General features: G+C 39.6%; 11 protein-coding genes. 7 read left to right on the plus strand and 4 right to left on the minus strand.

Annotated features, from left to right (window positions below; translation table 11 throughout):
* Positions 1-369: 369 nt before the first annotated feature.
* Positions 370-1875, minus strand: a complete 1506-nt coding sequence (gltX, locus tag RSA43_02385; GenBank protein MEG2496135.1) for a glutamate--tRNA ligase — start codon at positions 1873-1875, stop codon at positions 370-372.
* Positions 1876-2249: 374 nt separating this feature from the next.
* Between gltX and RSA43_02390 the strand changes: the two genes are divergently transcribed.
* Entirely contained in the window at positions 2250-2726 is a 477-nt protein-coding gene (locus tag RSA43_02390) for a helix-turn-helix domain-containing protein (GenBank protein MEG2496136.1), read from the plus strand.
* A gap of 95 nt (positions 2727-2821) precedes the next feature.
* Here the strand turns inward: RSA43_02390 and recJ are convergent, their stop codons facing one another.
* Together recJ and secD are read right to left on the minus strand one after the other, a co-directional pair.
* Positions 2822-4567, minus strand: coding sequence for a single-stranded-DNA-specific exonuclease RecJ (gene recJ / locus RSA43_02395; protein ID MEG2496137.1), 1746 nt, complete (start codon positions 4565-4567; stop codon positions 2822-2824).
* Positions 4568-4643: 76 nt separating this feature from the next.
* The gene (gene secD / locus RSA43_02400; GenBank protein MEG2496138.1) at positions 4644-8939 is read right to left on the minus strand and encodes a protein translocase subunit SecD; all 4296 of its coding nucleotides are present in this window, start codon (positions 8937-8939) and stop codon (positions 4644-4646) included.
* Between the two features lie 257 nt (positions 8940-9196).
* On the opposite strand from secD, the gene uppS reads away from it, so the two are divergent.
* From uppS to argS, 5 genes are read left to right on the plus strand one after another with little or no spacing between them, the layout of a single operon-like run.
* On the plus strand, positions 9197-9997 hold the full coding sequence (gene uppS / locus RSA43_02405) for a polyprenyl diphosphate synthase (GenBank protein MEG2496139.1): 801 nt from the start codon (positions 9197-9199) through the stop codon (positions 9995-9997).
* Positions 9994-10905 (plus strand): phosphatidate cytidylyltransferase, encoded by a 912-nt coding sequence (locus RSA43_02410; GenBank protein MEG2496140.1) that lies wholly within the window; start codon positions 9994-9996, stop codon positions 10903-10905. The genes uppS and RSA43_02410 overlap by 4 nt, the downstream gene beginning before the upstream one ends.
* Positions 10902-11564, plus strand: coding sequence for a (d)CMP kinase (cmk, locus tag RSA43_02415; GenBank protein ID MEG2496141.1), 663 nt, complete (start codon positions 10902-10904; stop codon positions 11562-11564). The genes RSA43_02410 and cmk overlap by 4 nt, the downstream gene beginning before the upstream one ends.
* Positions 11561-12214, plus strand: a complete 654-nt coding sequence (locus tag RSA43_02420) for a lysophospholipid acyltransferase family protein (protein MEG2496142.1) — start codon at positions 11561-11563, stop codon at positions 12212-12214. The genes cmk and RSA43_02420 overlap by 4 nt, the downstream gene beginning before the upstream one ends.
* Positions 12207-13916, plus strand: coding sequence for an arginine--tRNA ligase (gene argS, locus RSA43_02425; protein ID MEG2496143.1), 1710 nt, complete (start codon positions 12207-12209; stop codon positions 13914-13916). Before RSA43_02420 ends, argS begins: the two co-directional genes overlap by 8 nt.
* Here the strand turns inward: argS and murA are convergent.
* A complete protein-coding gene (gene murA / locus RSA43_02430) occupies positions 13913-15274 on the minus strand; it encodes a UDP-N-acetylglucosamine 1-carboxyvinyltransferase (protein ID MEG2496144.1) in 1362 nt (453 codons plus the stop codon). The genes argS and murA overlap by 4 nt on opposite strands.
* Positions 15275-15470: 196 nt before the next feature.
* Here murA and RSA43_02435 point away from each other — a divergent pair, with 196 nt between their 5' ends.
* Positions 15471-17522 carry a hypothetical protein gene (locus RSA43_02435; protein MEG2496145.1) on the plus strand — a complete coding sequence of 684 codons (2052 nt, stop codon included), beginning with the start codon at positions 15471-15473 and terminating at the stop codon, positions 17520-17522.
* Positions 17523-17546: the final 24 nt, after the last annotated feature.

Consider the following 17546-nt stretch of genomic DNA (forward strand, 5'->3'; position numbering starts at 1 on the left):
TTTGAAAGACAAATCCCTCCTTTATCCATGAGTCGGTTGCTGCGAAACTTTCTTGGTAACTGGGAAAAATAAAAATGGACGACATATATTAAATATTTTGTTAAATTAAAAAATAAACAATACTGTTTTAATCTATTATAAATAATAAATCATTGTGAATCCATTATTATATATAACTAAATTACTGATCATTCTCCTGTTATCCGGGTGCTGCCATACTGTTTTACCTAATAAACAGCCTTATATCATTGCAGAAAAAAATCGGGCACGGATTACAAAAAAACCGTCCGTAAAAGACGAAAAAAAAGAAACTCCATCCCATATAAAAGAAAATGAAGTCACTCAAAATAAAGAATTAAAATAAAAAGACTAATTAATCGAAAAAATTTCTCCCTCAGCCAACAATTTTTCCCACTGAAGAGCTTGCTTATTCGTCAATCCTCCAAGAATTTTTATGGCATTCGATAACCGAACTCTTGCTCGGGATTTTCCTAAAATAGCAGCCGAATCGAACAAAGGCGGTCCTTGTTTTTTTCCGGTAATCACCGTGAATAAAATAGGCATAACGACTTTCTTATGACTGACTTTAAATAACTCAGCTAACAATTTAGACCCCCGATACCAATCATCTTTTTTCCATGTATCGTCCTTTTCCAAGAATTTAATCAAACAATGAAGCATGCCGGCTACCATATCTTCACCGGTTCCCTCAGGGATTAAATCAGCCGAAGTATACTCGAGATCATTAACGAAGAAAAAAGAACAGAGTTCGGAAAAATCTCCTAAAGTCGTAATTCTGGTTCGACATAAAGGAATTAAATTAAGCAAAAAGGATTCCGAAAAATTCCAATCATATAATTTTTTTAATAACTCCGAATCATCGAGTTCCTGAGATAAATAATGCCTATTTAACCAATCGAGTTTCTTGATATCGAAAACGGCAGACGAGGCACCTATTCTTTTGGGATCGAATTCATGAATCAATTTATCCAGGGAATAAATTTCCTCATCGTCTTTCATACTGTAACCCATGAGAGAAAGAAAATTCGTAAATGCTTCACACAAGTAACCTGAATCCCGATAATAAAAAATTGATGTCGGATTACGTCTTTTCGATAATTTCGAACCGTCGGTTCCGAGTAAAAGAGGCATATGAAGAAATGTCGGAGGAGTCCAACCGCAAGCTTCATATAAAAATATATGTTTAGGAGTGGAACTCAGCCATTCGTCACCTCTAAGAACATGCGTAATCCTCATCAAATGATCATCAACTACATTGGCTAGATGATATGTAGGGAATCCGTCGGACTTTATTAAAATCTGATCGTCTACGTCTGCCCAAGGAACCGTCACCGTTCCTTTAATAAAATCATGAAAAACGCATTCACCGGTTAAAGGAATCTTTAAGCGAATCGTATAAGGGCACCCTTGAGCTTCTCTTTCCGCAACTTCCGCGGCTGATAAAGATCGGTAACGACGATCATATCCCCCTCGCCACCCCATTTTAGAAGCCACCTCTCGCATTTCCGTAAGTTCGGAAGGTGTAGCGAAGCACTTGTAGGCAAATCCGGTTTCAAGAAGTTGTTCAGCATATTTCCGATAAATTTCCGTCCTTTCCGATTGACGATAGGGACCGTAGGGACCTCCTTTATCGGGACCTTCATCCCACTCAATACCGCACCATTTCAGCGCCTCGAAAATATTTTTCTCATAATCCGAACGACTTCTCGTTCTATCCGTATCTTCGATTCGAAGAATGAAAGTACCTCCGAAATGACGAGCAAAAACCATATTAAACAAAGCCATATAAGCCGTGCCGACATGAGGATCACCTGTCGGCGACGGGGCTATACGCACGCGAACATTTTTAAACATCAAACAAACCCAAACTAAAATTATGAGAAAAATCGAGAATTCATCAATGACAAGTCGGTTAAATCTCTCGATACCATTTTGTGTGACAATTGATTAGTTTGCAATATCGTAAAGACCGTAGCTCAGAAATAAACGAATCATGCTAGGGTTACTTAAAAAGTTCGACTATCAAGGAATACAGAACATTAAAAAATCTTAATAAATTAATTTCATAAAAAAAAATTTAAAACAAAAATTCAAAATAAATTAAAAAAAGTTGCTTAATATAATTCTTTAAGTTAAAATTCTTCTTTGAAAGCTTATAAATCACCGGTTTTTTTATATAGGTACATGCAGGCTTAATAAATTCAAGAGAGAAGGGGGAAATTAAACTCATGGATTGCAAACAGGATGTGCAGGATCAACCTATGGTTGTTCAAGACGGCAGGGAAGAAGAATTCGTATCTATCACACAAGCGGCTAAATTAAATAGCGTAACAAGACAAGCTATTTATGTAGCGATTAAACATAATAAACTGAAAGCACATAAATCTTCCCGGTGGGGGATTTGTTTAAAGGATTTAGAGGAATATCGAGAGAATCGTTATTCAAGACAGAAGTCTATGTTTAACGGAGAGTCCGTTTTTGATAATTCTAAGGGTTTTTATTCCATTAATCAGGTCGCTCGAATTCTTGGCGTTCCCGCACAAAAGATCTATTATGCAACACGAACCGGTGCCATTAGCGGAATTCGCAAAGGTGCGGCTTGGGTCATTCACGAGAGTGATATCGAGAAATATAAGGACAAACATCTAAGCAAAATAAACCGAAAAAAAGAGCAGAAAAACGCTCTGGATTCGGACGTATTTTAATATGAATAGCCTTAGAAAATTTCTAGGATAGGGTATTTTCACGTCTACTATTTTAAGAACGGCTTGGATTATATTTTTTTTCCGTCTAAAAACACTCACGAGTCGTTCAATCGAATGTCTTTGATTAAAAGTTGCATGCTTTTCTTCCCATTAAAAGTCACCGTTTGAGGCGTATACGCAACCGCGAACTTTTGCTCAAAATAAGAGTTGATAAAAGAACACTTATTCGACATGCCGAAACCAATACCCTCTAAAACTCGGTCGTCTTGCTGTAAAAATAATTTAAGATGCTGTCCTGCTATAATTCTAGGACGCCAAGCCTGCTTCACTTTGCAATAAAAGATCGGAGCGGGATTCCCATTGCCTTTAGGTTCCAAAAGTTCCAAAGAAGCGAGTAATTCATAATTCAAATCTTTAAAATCAACTTCAGCATCCAAGAACAGCTTAGGAACAATATCAATGGATTTTAAACAAAAATTAGCGATATGAATAAATTTTTTACTAAAATCGTTTATTTTGTCTTTATGAATAATCAACCCGGCGGCGCAATCATGTCCTCCGTAATTTATGAAGTAATCCTTACATTTTTTCAGCGTTTGCAAAAGAGGAAATTCTTGAATCGTACGAACGGAGCCCTTCCCCGTATTCGATTCATCCAGAGCAATGATGATGACCGGACGATTGTATTGTTTAGCCAGGCGTGACGAGATAATGGGAACAAGGCGAGGATGCCAATCGGACGAGTATAAAACTAACGCCTTATTCTTTAAAAGATCCGGATTATGCAGCAACATTTGTTCTGCTTCCGCAAACACCTTTTGCTCCATTTTTTGCCGGGAATTATTAACTTCATGCAAATCCCTAACCAGATCATTGATTTTTTCCGGATCGTTCACCAAAAGCAAATCTATACCTTTGGAAGGATCATCCACACGCCCCACACTGTTAATTCTGGGAGCCACCTTCAAAGCGATATCGGTAGTCGTAATTTCAGTATAATCGATATCCAAAGAAGCACATAATTGTCTGATACCGACTCTAGGAGTGTTTTGCAACTGTTTCATTCCGTACCGAACCAGAATCCGATTTTCTCCGGTCAATAAACCCAGATCGGCAATCGTTCCCAAAGCAACCAAGTCCAAATAAGTTTTTAAATCAATCCGATTCGGCGAAATGATTTGTTTGGATACCAGATAATTAACAATTCCATGTGCTAATTTAAAAGCGACTCCTACCCCCGTTAATTCACGATTCGAATAATTTTGATTCAATAATTTCGGATTCAGTACAGCTACACAATGAGGAATTTTTCCGGTAGGTTGATGATGATCCGTAATAATGACGTCAATTCCGTTATTAGTTAACTCTTTGATGTCCTTCCCTGCCGTAATACCGCAGTCAACCGTAATCAAAAGATCGATTTTACTATCGAATCTATCCAATAACGTTTCAGTCAACGTCTGTTGTCCTGGGAGCGGACCGGAAACGTAATAGCTAACTTTGACATCCAACTCAGTAAAAAGTTCCAAAAGAAGAGCGATACCCGTGATGCCGTCGACATCATTATCTCCGTAAATTAAAATATGCTCTCTTCGCTCTAAAGCAGTGATGATTCTTAAAACCGCTTTCTTGATATCTCCGAATACTCCAGGATCATATAAATCAGGTAATTGTGCATATAAAAATTTATTAATCTCATCCAAGTCGGAGAATCCTCTGGAGACAAAGATTTTGGCCAGAATAGGATGCAACTGAAATTCTCCAACGATTTTTTCACACCACTGCAAATCAATCTTAGGTAAAAACCATTGAGGAGAATAGGAAGCTATCTGACCGATCATGGGCGTAGCATAAGAAAATTGCCGATTTCTTTGGAAAAAAAACTCAAAATTCCGAAATAAATATGATAATTCGAAATCATTGCAGAAAATCTTCTTCTTGAAGACGTAGCATCGTTCGCCGACTCGTAATACGGTTAATATATAATAGTAAAGGCGGGGCGATATAGAGAGACGATAGCGTCCCGATCAAAATCCCTGTGGTTAAAATAAATGCAAAATTAAAAGTTGTTTCTCCGCCAACGAAAAGGAGTATTAAAAGTACGGACAAAGTCGTTCCGGTTGTCATAATCGTCCTACTCAAAGTCCCGTTTAAAGCCGTGTTAATCAAAACAGCTAAATTATCAGTCGATCCGGAATCGCATTTCAACTTGTCGGTTTGTCGCATACGATCAAATTCTCGTATACGATCAAAAATAATAATCGTATTGTTTAAAGAATAACCCAAAACGGTTATCAAAGCACCGATCGCCTGTAAATCGAATTGAAGATTCTTCACGAAAAAATGAACGGCAGCTAACAAAGAACCGGTTATTACGAGATCATGCAGTAAGGCCGCAACGGCACTCAAAGCATACCGCCATTCAAAACGGATGCTGATATAACACAAAATACCAATCAAAGCCAGAGCCAAGCCATAAATCGCCTGATTGCGCATCTTAGACGAGAACGCTCCGCTAACCCCCGAACAATTTAAATGTAAGCCATTTAAATTTTCCGGACTGATCTCTATGCCGGCTTTATTCAGAACATTCACGGATTCAACAAGCCAAGGGATTTCCTGAAAATCGTAATTTTTGTTCTTTGGAGAAACATTTTCGTATTTCGATAAAGAACCGAAAATGGACTTACTGAAGTAAATTTTGATTTTTCGAGATTCATTAAGTAAACGAACTTTAAAATCTCTTGAGGAATAACCCAATCCAGAGAAAGCCTGTACAATTTCTTTCGTCCCGACATTGGATTTTCCGGACATACTGATCCCCGGAACATCTAAAGTAAAAGTCATTCCTCCTTTAAACTCTATACCTGGGAGACTCGATAAAGCCCCGCATCCCACAGCCACACAACCGGCCAGTAAAATAATTATCGAAATACCCCACATTTTTCGCGATTCGGATAAGAAATTAATTTTCAACCCGATAAATCTCGACATAATACCGAACTCTTCCCTCTCCGTTTTTTCTAACCAAAAATCAAAAAATACTTTCGTTAAAAAAAGCGCGGTAAACATTGATGAAAAAATACCTATAATTAGGGTAAGAGCAAAGCCCTTAACGGGCCCGGTATCCAAAAATAATAAAACGCCGGCAGCAAGAACGGTAGTTACATTAGAATCCAAAATTGCGGTAAACGCTTTCTTATATCCGGATTCGAACGAATGCCTTAAAGCTCCTGAAGACAAATACTCTTCTCTGATTCTCTCGAAAACAAGCACATTGGCATCAACAGCCATACCCATAGCAAGGATAATTCCCGATAAGCCGGACAAAGTCAACGTAGCTTCAAAATACTGTAAGGTCGCCCAAATCATAAGAAGATTTAATAAAACAGCTCCGGAAGCAATGACGCCCCCGAATTTATAATAGATGCACATTATAGCGATAACTGAGAATAACCCCAAAACGGCGGCAGAGATTCCTCTTAACTTCTCAACTTTTCCGATTTCAGGATCCACCGTTTCTTCGGAAACGATTTCCGGAACGAAAGACATTGTTCCCGCCTTAAGATCAGCCGCCAGTTTTGTTATTTCGTCGTGGGAAAAATTACCGGTAATCCGTGCGGAATCTCTTAAAGGACAATTTAAAGAAGGCATACTTATAACGGAACCGTCCATAACAACCGCCATTCTCCAACCTCTTCCTGATGAATATTCTTCTCTTTCCGTTCCTAAAATTCCGGTAGCGGAAAATTTTTCGGTCCAATCATAAAAATTTTCCGTAGGCAAACGTTTAATTCCAGATTTATCAATCAAACTTTTTTTAACCGAAAAATTTAAAATATTCCCTTCTTTAGCATCGAAATCAGTTCTTATATCAAATAAAGAAGCTCCGTCTAACGCATAATTTTTAAACACGACTATTAAAGGAGCATCGTTTTCATCTCGATCAAGTCCGTTAATGACAAGAGCCGAGATCGAATCGTCAACGGCACCCGAAACCGGTTTCTCGGAAGACAAAGTTAGACCTTGTTCTCTCAACGCAACGATATAATCCGGAGCATTCTCCGCATATAATAGAGTTTCGGCTACTTGATTGATAATCCGTAGGGAAGGTTTATCGGATATTTTGCGAGCTTCTTTCCATACGTCTCTTAAAAAACATCGAACATTACTTCCCGACTTCCCTTGAACCGAAAATGCTTCATTAACGACATGAAAATTCATGACAGAAGCATAAATCAAATCCGAAGCCGGGACATCGGAAGAAGAAGGAAAATCCACGTTGATATAATCGCCTTCGCGTCTTATTCGAATTTCGGAAACTCCGAGTTTATTGAACCGAGAATGCAATTCGTCCGAAACTTGTTCGATAGCATGTTTCCCTGTGATCGTTTTCCCGTTAAGATCCTTAAAAGCTAATTTAATCGTCTTTCCGCCAGAAACATCCAAGCCCCATTTTAATGCCTTGGTTCCTCGAAAATATTTTCGAGTCGCTAATCGAACGTTATTATAAAACACATTTTTATACGGAACAGACGCCTGTAAACGCATAACTTCATCTAAAGAATATTTAACGTGTCGATGAGCATTTCTCCATCTCAAAAGCTCGGTGTGTTCTCGACTTTCGATGCGATTGATCGCCGCTAATCTACCGGCAACATCCGATACTTCTAAAGTTCCGAGCGAGGATCTTTTATGAAAACGAAAATTTTCTCCGCATGCATCGGCTATAATTGAAAAAGGGACAGCCGATTCGAAAACCTTATCTTCTCCATAATCTTTGGATGAAAAACCCATGCCGGCAAAAAAATCCAAGAAACCGGTGATATCGGAATAGAAAGACTCTCTATTTCCGGAATCCGCAAAGCTTTCAATCTGAAAATATTTTTCCAAAATCGCATTAAATCCCTTAGCCACTACATAAAGAGAACCTTTAGAAAAATGTTTACAAGCCGAAGAAACATAAAAAACATAACAACCGAAAGGATCGGAAGATTCGGGTTGCTTTGAAAAAATAGGGAAATATGCCGAAGTTAAATCGAAAGTATTCGGTGTCCATTTTTCTTGAAGCATAGTTCGAACGTACTGAGAATACTTGTCGAGAAACAAAGAACCGTTGAATAAAATCAGACCGGAAACATCCGAAGAATTTACGAAAGATATTGTAACATCTCCCCCATTTTCTTCAGGAGAAAATCCGAACTCTTCTCTTATATAAGCAAACTCTTTGCGCTTAAAATCCTCAATTAAACCAATGATGTCCGGATTGTCGGATTTCAAAGATTCGATGTTTTTAAAAAGCAATGAAACATGCATTTTATTCGAATCCCAAATGATTCCCTCTATAAGAGGATGACTATCTCCTAAAAGAATCTTTTTGGACAAAAGATTAGGAACGTAGTTATGAAAAACCGGTCTTACCCTAGTTAAAATTTCCAAAGCATCGCGTAATTTTTGCTCACCGGACTTATCTTTCGTAAGAACGCCTTCGACAAGCATTTTATGCGCTTTGTTCACGAAAGCACTGACATGCTCCGATGAATCGAACAAAAAACCCAAAGCTTGCGGAAAATTTTTAACAAAAATCTTTTTGTAATCAAGAATCGAAGTGGCCGTCTGAACAATATCATTTACCGTGAGAGTTTTTGAATCGAAATAATACCCGCAACAATTGGATTTTCTGTTTTTTCGACAAACGACATCCACTAATTCCGCTACTTTTTGAGATACGTAATCCGAACGTCCTGCATTTTCCTCAAGAGATACGAATGAAAAATTTTCTTCAATGACGGGAGCCACCAAAGAACAGGAGATCCTAACCGCAAAGCCTCCTCCCTCATTTGATAACAGGTTATCCAAACATAATCTTTCTGCTCTGGAAGGAATCGCTCTCTCCCCGTAATACAGCATTTTGGCAAATTTCTCAGCTTCGGTCTTTTTGGAAAAAACGATTTCATACCGCTCGTCTTCAAGCAAAGAAACACGCGTCGGTTTAATTTTCAAGTACTTGAGAGTAGCCTTTATCCTTTTTAACGAATCGGACTTCTTGCCGTTAACTTTATTAACCACGGAAGTAATAATCCCACGCGATTCTCCGAATCCTATCTTGTTCTTAAGGGGTCTGATATAATAAAAAACGGTCGGTAAAGTATGATAAAAGGCAAAAGCCAATACACAAGAAATAAGGAAAATATTCTTTTTTCTATTCATCATAAAACCTCTTCGGACGGCTTGTCTTCGAGAAAAATACGAGCAAATCTTAAACTAAGATTCCGAAAGAATCCACAACAATCTTTCCTTACATCCTTGAATACCATCGAAAACCGACATCCCAATCAAAAAACCATGATTTCCGAATCAATCCTTTGAATTGTTGTTTTTAAATAGAAGATTCATTATTTTTCTCGAATTATTGCGAAGGGCTCTTCCGTAAAAATTAGGCCCGGATTTATATTTATCTCGGATAAACCGTGAAAAAATTATTATCTTCTTGCTGTGACAAGTGTGCTTCCGTTATATCCGAAAGCGTTTGTTTTTTGAGAGAAAAAAAAATAAAAAAGGGAAAATATGTCCCTAAACACGTTGCCATTATCATGGACGGCAATCGTCGATGGGAAAAAAAAAGGAACGCTTGGTTTCGGTCGTCCTCAAAAAGTGGGCATCAATCGGGAGCCGAAGCCGTTTTAAATATCATACCCGTCGCTAAAAAAATCGGCATTCGCATACTGACGTTATTTACTTTTTCAACCGAAAATTGGCAACGATCGCCTGAAGAAGTCACGTTGATTTTCTCTTTATTGACGGACTATCTAAAAAGACAAGTCTCTTATATGGTCGGAGAAGGCATTCGTTTAAGATGTCTCGGCGATTATTCGGAACTTCCTCGAAATCTACAAGAAGCCATCGAAATGGCTGTTCATTCGACTCGAAACATGACCGACATGGATTTGAATCTGGCTATTAACTACGGCTCCAAAAACGAATTGGTTCGTGCTTTCGGAAAAATGCATTCCGATATTATTAAAAAGAAATTAAATGAAAGTACGATTGACGAAAATCTGGTTAATTCTTATTTAGACACCCAAGGAATGGAAGAACCTGAGCTCCTGATAAGAACGAGCGGTGAACTCAGGATCAGCAATTTTTTGCTATGGCAAATTGCCTACACGGAATTATATTTCACGAAAACCTTGTGGCCGGATTTTGCTCCGAAGGATCTCTTAAAAGCCATAGCGTCTTTTCAGGCAAGAATTAGAAGGAGAGGAAAATGACGAAAAACGGAAAGCCTTTCGGAGATTTATGCGGACGCGTCTTCGTACATAGTATAAGTATAATCATGACCTTATTACTGTTGGCGAATTCATTCTGTACAATAGGCTCTTGGTGCATAGGAATTATATTGGCAGCAATCGCCGCTCTCGGTGCCAAAGAATTTTATACGATGGCCGAAATCAAATCGGGCCACCCTAAAAAAACGTTAGGTGCCGTGACGGTTTTTATTTTTCTCATATTGTCATTCGTTTCGATACGTTTCTTCCACTATTTCCCTGGAGAGTTAGGTAAAAATCTGCCTTGGATATTTTTGATACCGATAACCGGTTTTCTTATTTTTTCATTTGGCTCTTTGGAAAACTCTGCAGTGATGAACGTCGGAACGACTTTGTTCGGTATCCTTTATTTGGGTGTTCCGTTAAAATTATTTTTCGAGATTTTATACGGGTTTAACAACCCGGATTTACCGAAATTAGGCATTTGGCTCACTGCCTATCTGATTTGCGTAACCAAAGGAGCCGACGTATTCAGTTATTTTTTCGGAAAAGCATTTGGAAAAAGAAAAATTTCTCCTGTTTTGAGTCCTAAAAAAACCGTTGTAGGTTTAGTATGCGGGCTTATCGGCTCCGGACTTATCGGAATGCTTTTTTCTACCGTCATGTCCACATATTATAAACCACTTTCCTTTAAATCCTCCTCCATAATAGTTTTGATCGCGATAATTTTGGGATTCATTGGATTTTTGGGAGATATTGCGGAATCGATATTCAAAAGAGACGCTTCGGTTAAAGACAGCTATGCTTTCAAAGCAATCGGAGGCGTTCTTGATAACCTCGATTCATTACTTTTTGCCTCGCCCGTTTTTTATTTTATATTGAGGATTTTTGATTTCTTCGGATTACTATGATAATAACCATTGACGGACCTTCAGGAAGCGGTAAGAGTACGGTTGCTAAGGATCTTGCTCAACGTTTGGGATTTAATTATTGCGATTCCGGAGCCATGTATCGAGTCGTTGCTTACGGTTTGCAATCAAAACGAATCGATCCTCACAATACTCTTGAACTGGGTAAATTTCTTTCTCATCCTCCTTTTCGTTTTATATTCGGCAAAAACCGGCCTATGCAGATTTTGATAAACAATCAACCGGTTGGCGAAGAAATCAGGACCGCAGAAATTGCCACAATGGCGTCCGAAGTAGCGACAATCCCAGAAATCCGTAATTTTATCAATCGATTACAAAAGGAATACGGTCAATTAAACGACGTTATTTTTGAGGGACGAGGGTTGGGTTCGGAAACGTTTCCGGAAGCTGATTTTAAATTTTTTTTAACATCCGATATCAATACACGCGCCATAAGAAGGCTCAAAGAACTCAAAAATGTCGCTATTTCTTTAGAAGACGTTATTGCCGATCTTAAAATCAGAGACCACAGAGATGCGGTAAGAGATTTGGAGCCTCTAGTCATACCCGAAGGGGCTTTAATCATCGATGCTTCGAGTTTGACAGTAAGCCAAGTAATTGACACAATTGTCGCACGAATCAATGAAAAGACTGCCGCATGAATCTCCTTTATCCTTTAGTCCTTAGCATCGCCAGAACCGCGGTACGAATTTGTTATCGATATTCCGTCTACGGAATAGAGAACTTTATATCCGGTCCGGCTCTCCTTTGTCCTAATCATGCCTCTTTCCTGGATCCGATTATTGTTTCCGTTTCTTGCCCGGAACCCATTCATTTTTTGGGAAAAGGCGCTTTATTTAATTTTTCTCCTTTCGGTTGGTTTATCAAATCCTTAAACTGTCATCCGTTAGCCAAGGGTAAAGAAAATTTGGAAGGGTTAAAAACAGTGTTTCGAATACTCGGAGACAACGGAAAGATCTTTATGGCTCCCGAAGGGACTCGCACGAAAGACGGAGAACTTCAAACTCCTCTGGAGGGAGTCGGTTATATCGTTCTTAAAAGCCGATGCCCCGTCATTCCGATTTACGTCGACGGAACGTACCGTGTTTGGGGTCGCGATAGAAAATATCCGAAAATAGGAGGAAATATTTCCTGCGTGTTTGGAGAAACTCTTTATTTCGATCAATATTTCGAAAGTCGCGAAAAATCAGACCGAGCTCATATCGCTCGGGATATTATGACCGCTATTGCCGGTATTAAAACTCAATTTCTCAAAGAACAACAAAAGAATCTCCCTCCTAATCATGATTAAAACGCCCATACAATTCATCCATGATATTTGTCGACAAGCTTTTGTTGATGCTTATCCCGAACACCCGGAAATTGATCCTATAATCCGACCGACATCCAAAGAAATTTTCGGTGATTATCAATGTAACGGAGCCATTAAATTAGCTAATTCTTTGGGAATTTCTCCTATCAAAGCTGCCGACACCATAGTCGAGAAACTAGACAAAGCGATATTTCAATCCGTATCGATAGCCAAATCCGGATTCATCAATCTAATTTTATCCGAAGATTATCTTTGTAAAACTTTATCCAAACTTCCCGATTATCTAATCCAAGGCGCTCTCATACCTGCTCCTCAAACCATCGTTGTTGAGTACTCTTCACCTAACATAGCAAAAGATATGCATGTCGGTCATTTACGTTCAACGGTCATCGGAGACGCTTTAGCTCGAATGTTGATTTTTCTGGGTCATACAGTCGTAAAGCTCAACCATTTAGGAGACTGGGGAACATCATTCGGAATACTTATAACTTATATGAAAGCTCACCCGGAACGTAAATCCGACAGCATTGCGGATCTTACTGCTTTGTATAAAGCAGCCAAAATTACATTTGACGAAAGCGATTCCTTTAAGGAAGATGCCCGTAAAAATGTCGTTGCTTTACAAGCCGGAGACCAAGAAAATCTAAAGCTCTGGCAAGACATTTATCGTATTTCCCGTCAATCCTTCGCTGAAATTTACTCTCTGTTGGATGTGGAAATACAAGAAAGAGGCGAATCGTTTTACAATCCTTCCTTAAACGAACTAATCCAAGAACTCGAAGAGAAGCAGTTGATTACCATATCCGATGGCGCCAAGTGTATTTTTATAGACACATTGCCGATCCCTTTAATAGTACAAAAAAGCGACGGCGGCTTTAATTACGACACAACCGACATGGCCGCTATGCGTCAACGTGCTTTGGACGAGAAAGCATCTCGTATTATTATCGTAACCGATGCCGGGCAGGCGCTGCATTTTAAATTAATTAAAGCGGCTTCCGAAAAAGCCGGATATCTATCGGAACAAATCCGTTTTGATCATGTCTGTTTCGGACTCGTTCTCGATGCTCAAGGAAAAAAATTCAAGACCCGTTCGGGAGACAGCATCAAGCTATTGGATCTTTTGCATATAGCTGTGGAAGAAGCTGCAAAACTTATTAAAGACAAAAATCCAGATTTACCTGAAGCAGAAGTTAAACAAACTTCTAAAATTTTAGGTATCAATGCCGTAAAATATGCCGATTTGCTATGCAATAGAATCCACGATTATGTTTTTTCTTTTGAAAAAATGTTGCGTTTCGAGGGAAAAACAGCAACGTTTATCCTTTACTCCTACGTAAGAATTCAAGGCATTAAAAGAAAACTTCATATTGACAATTCTACTTTGAATCAAATAGGTAAGGACCATCCCTTCGTTTTCTCATCACCCGAAGAAAGAAGTCTGGCCCTTCATCTCATACGATTTCCCGAAATACTTTTAAAAACGGTTGAAGATCTTTTTCCGAATTACTTGGCTGATTATTTGTATGAACTTGCGGAAAAATTCAATATCTTTTTTAAGAAATGCCGTATAGATGGATCCGATTATAAATTTTCAAGATTAAATCTCTGTTATCTTACCGAAACCGTATTGAAAACGGGAATGAGCCTTCTTGGATTACAAACGGTCAATCGCCTTTAAACAAAACTATAAGAAGATTCTTCTTGACTTACAGCAATCTCGGCTCCCAAACAGGCTAACTTATTCACAAGATCCTTGTATCCCCTTTCGATGAGATCCAAACCTAAAATCACGCTTTCTCCTTCGGCGACCATAGCAGCCATAATATAACTGAATCCTGCTCTGAGATCGGGAATCTTTAAATGGGCGGCTTTCAAAGGAGTGGCTCCTCTAATAACAGCACTATGAGCAAAATTACAGTCATGATAACGGCAAGGCTTAGAACCAAGACATCTTTTGACTAATCGACAATTGGCTCCCATTGTTTGCAAAGCTTTCAAATAACCCAATCTGTTCTCATGCACGGTCTCATGAATGATAGACTCTCCTCCGGCTTGTGTAAGAAGAACAGCAAAAGGTTGCTGCCAATCGGTAGTAAATGAAGGATATACATCGGTTTCCAAAATCAATCCTCCCTTCAAAGGTTTATCATAAAAAAAGTCTATACCCTCAGGATTAATGATAAATTCACCACCGATTTTTCGGAGATTATTCAATAAAGGCAACAGGTGCACATGTTGAGCCCCTTCAACAAAAACTCGACCTTCGGTCAAAACGGCAGCAAGACCGAATGAAGCCGCTTCGATTCTATCGGGAATGACGGAATGATCGACTTCATGAAAAGAATCGACTCCCGTAATTTCTATACTACGATCATTTTCTACAGTAATGAGCACGCCCATTTTCTGAAAAAACATGATCAGATCAATGATCTCGGGTTCCACAGCAGCGTTATGAATAATGGTCTTGCCTTTAGCACGAACAGCCGTAAAAATAATGTTTTCAGTAGCACCTACGGAAGAATAAGGTAAATTTATAATAGTCCCCGTTAATTGACCCTTCCTTCTTGCTATATAAACATCTTCTTCGGCGAGATAACTGATTTCCGCTCCCAATTGTCGTAAAGCATCTATATGAAAATTCAACGTTCTTTTGCCTATAGCATCGCCTCCCACGGCAGGAACTTTTATTTGTTCCTCGGAACGAGCCAATAATGCGCCCAACAATAAGACAGGTATTCTATTAACGTTCGAAAAGCGACATGAAATACAAGTACGTTTAATCTCGGATGCAGTAATTTCGATGACCTCGGCTTCCTTATCCCACAAAACGTGAGCACCGATCTCTTTACAAAGCTCAACCGTTATTCTAACATCGCCTATATCCGGGACATTTCTGATGACGCAACGTTTATCGGACAGCAAAGATGCTATAAGTAGCTTAGTAGCAGAGTTTTTGGCTCCGGAAACCTTAACACGTCCTTTTAAACGAGTTCCTCCGGTTATCTTCAGAAAATTTGTCGGTGTCTTCTTGCTCAATGTTTCTCCCTATCGCCGCCGAATAAATTAGAATATCCTAGATCTTCCGGTTATTTTCAAATCAAAATATTAAAAAATATAATGTTTAAGTTCTTTAAAATTATTAAGTTTTAATAAAAGTTTAAATTAGAAATTAAAAATTAATTAATTAATTGATTAAAATCTAAATTAATAAATTATTAATTTTTTTTCTCTTATGTCAGCTCCTATAGGAAATAATAATAACGTCAATCCTATACAAACTCCCCTTACGGGAGCTTCCTCCTCGGCAACAATCGGAGAACTAGGAGAGCATAGTGTCAGCGTAACAATTCCCGTTGATGCTCAAGCAGGAACTACTACCGTAAACACGGTCGTAACGGAAGGCTTAGTCGACGTTGCGGCTTCTACGTCATCCGATTCCGGAACCGTTCCCATAACCGCTAAAGTCACTACATCGGCTTCGGGAGATAGTCAGCTTCAAGAAACGTCGGAAACGACACAACAAGCTACAGGCGGCATATTCGGAAGAACACAAGAAACGGTTAAAGACAGTTCAATCGACTCTTCTTCGAGTGACGAGGTTCTTTTCAATACGGAATCAGGAAAAATGAGAGAGACCGGTGCAGCGGGCGAGATAAAGACCGAGTCAGGCAAATTACCGGAACTCGCCATTCCTCCTTATAATCCCAAGGAGCCGGCATCTTTATTGGAACTCATGCGAAATCCTACGGTTCAAGGACAAATGAAACAAAAATGCGGACACTATATATGGCCGGATCCCTCTAGAGGCACTTTCGTCTTCATACCTAACGGAGATTACAGCAAAATACAATCCGTTAAAGTTTGTAACGCGAAAACAAATCAACCTTTGGCCAATCCCAAAGACGTAGAGAAGTGGGTCTGTAAATTTGCTTTCGCTTACGGTAACATGAGAGAAGACTGGGAAACTAAAAGAAGTTCTGCCATTCGACAAAGAACCGGTCTCGGAGAAGATACACCTGTCGAATATACTAATTTTGTCCTAAACAGTAAATTTAAGATGGCCACAGCCTATGGGCCGTTCAATACAAAAGAGTCGCAAGGCAATTATACTCCGTCCGCTTGGAGACGCGGTACGAAAGTTTCTGTCCCTAAAGAAACCTGGCAAGATGTCGGAGGCTGGGACCCTCTCGGAACCATTCCTGAAGTCCCTGAAAGTATCGAATTCACTAATGAAGCGCTACCGGTAGGAGGAAGCTCCGGACCTACGCCTTCGGGTGGATTTGTCATACCTCCAATCAATGTCAACGTTAATCTCGGAGGAATCACTACCAACGTTAATACGACCGGTGGGTCGACTACCGTTTCCACAACGGAATCACCCGGTTCAACCAAAGATACTTCTGCTGCTGCTGATGATATTTCCGATGCCGAAAGCAGTTCCGATGTCGAAGAGATAAACATATCATATGCGGAACAGGGATCCGGAGAACCGAATATGGCTGCCGCCGACGGCAAAAACGTAACGACATCCACAGCTTCTTCTCAAGCTGAAGAAACAACCGTCAGCTCTAAAATACCCAGTTTATCACTCCCTGAAGAATCCTTATCAAATCCTTTCACCGCTCCGGCTCGAGAAGTTGCAAGTGCTCTCAGCAACGTTCTCTCTTCTGCAAGTAGACGAACGACGTCCGGAAGAACGACACCCCAACAAGGACCCGAATCGAATTCCGGTCCGGAGCTACTGAAAAAAATCAGAGCTCACCTGGATAAGGCTTTTACTTCCCAAGGAACGCTTAAACCGGAGTATCGAGATCGGGCTAATATAGCTGAAATCATCACTCAACATGAACAGGGAGGACAAGACGGTATCTATCACGCCGAACTGGTATCGGTTTATGATCCCCTGGAAAACTTTGATTTCGGGACCGAAGATACTACCGCCTCAATCTCCGACAGAAGGACTATGATGGCCTCAATAAACAATGTGACGAGCACTCTAACTAATATGCTCGAGAACATAAATCAATCTATAACAACAACCGAACCGGCCACGACTATCCCATTACCTCGAACAGCGACGTATATGGCAAGCTCGGTACCGCTGACTACGGTAGCTGATCGTATTGACAATATCACGGAATCCCAATCTCTTCTAAACTCAAGACCTTGGGATACCGGCGGAGGAGGAGGGACCGACTTAGCTAATATTAAATCAATTGAGACAGCCGCTAGTCAGGTAACTCAAGCACTTGACAACTTGCTAAAAGAGCTGAACTTGGAATAAATAAACCTCGATCTTCCGAAAACG

It is taken from the genome of Victivallaceae bacterium (genome assembly GCA_036659455.1).
Lineage (GTDB): Bacteria > Chlamydiota > Chlamydiia > Chlamydiales > Chlamydiaceae > JAVXCN01.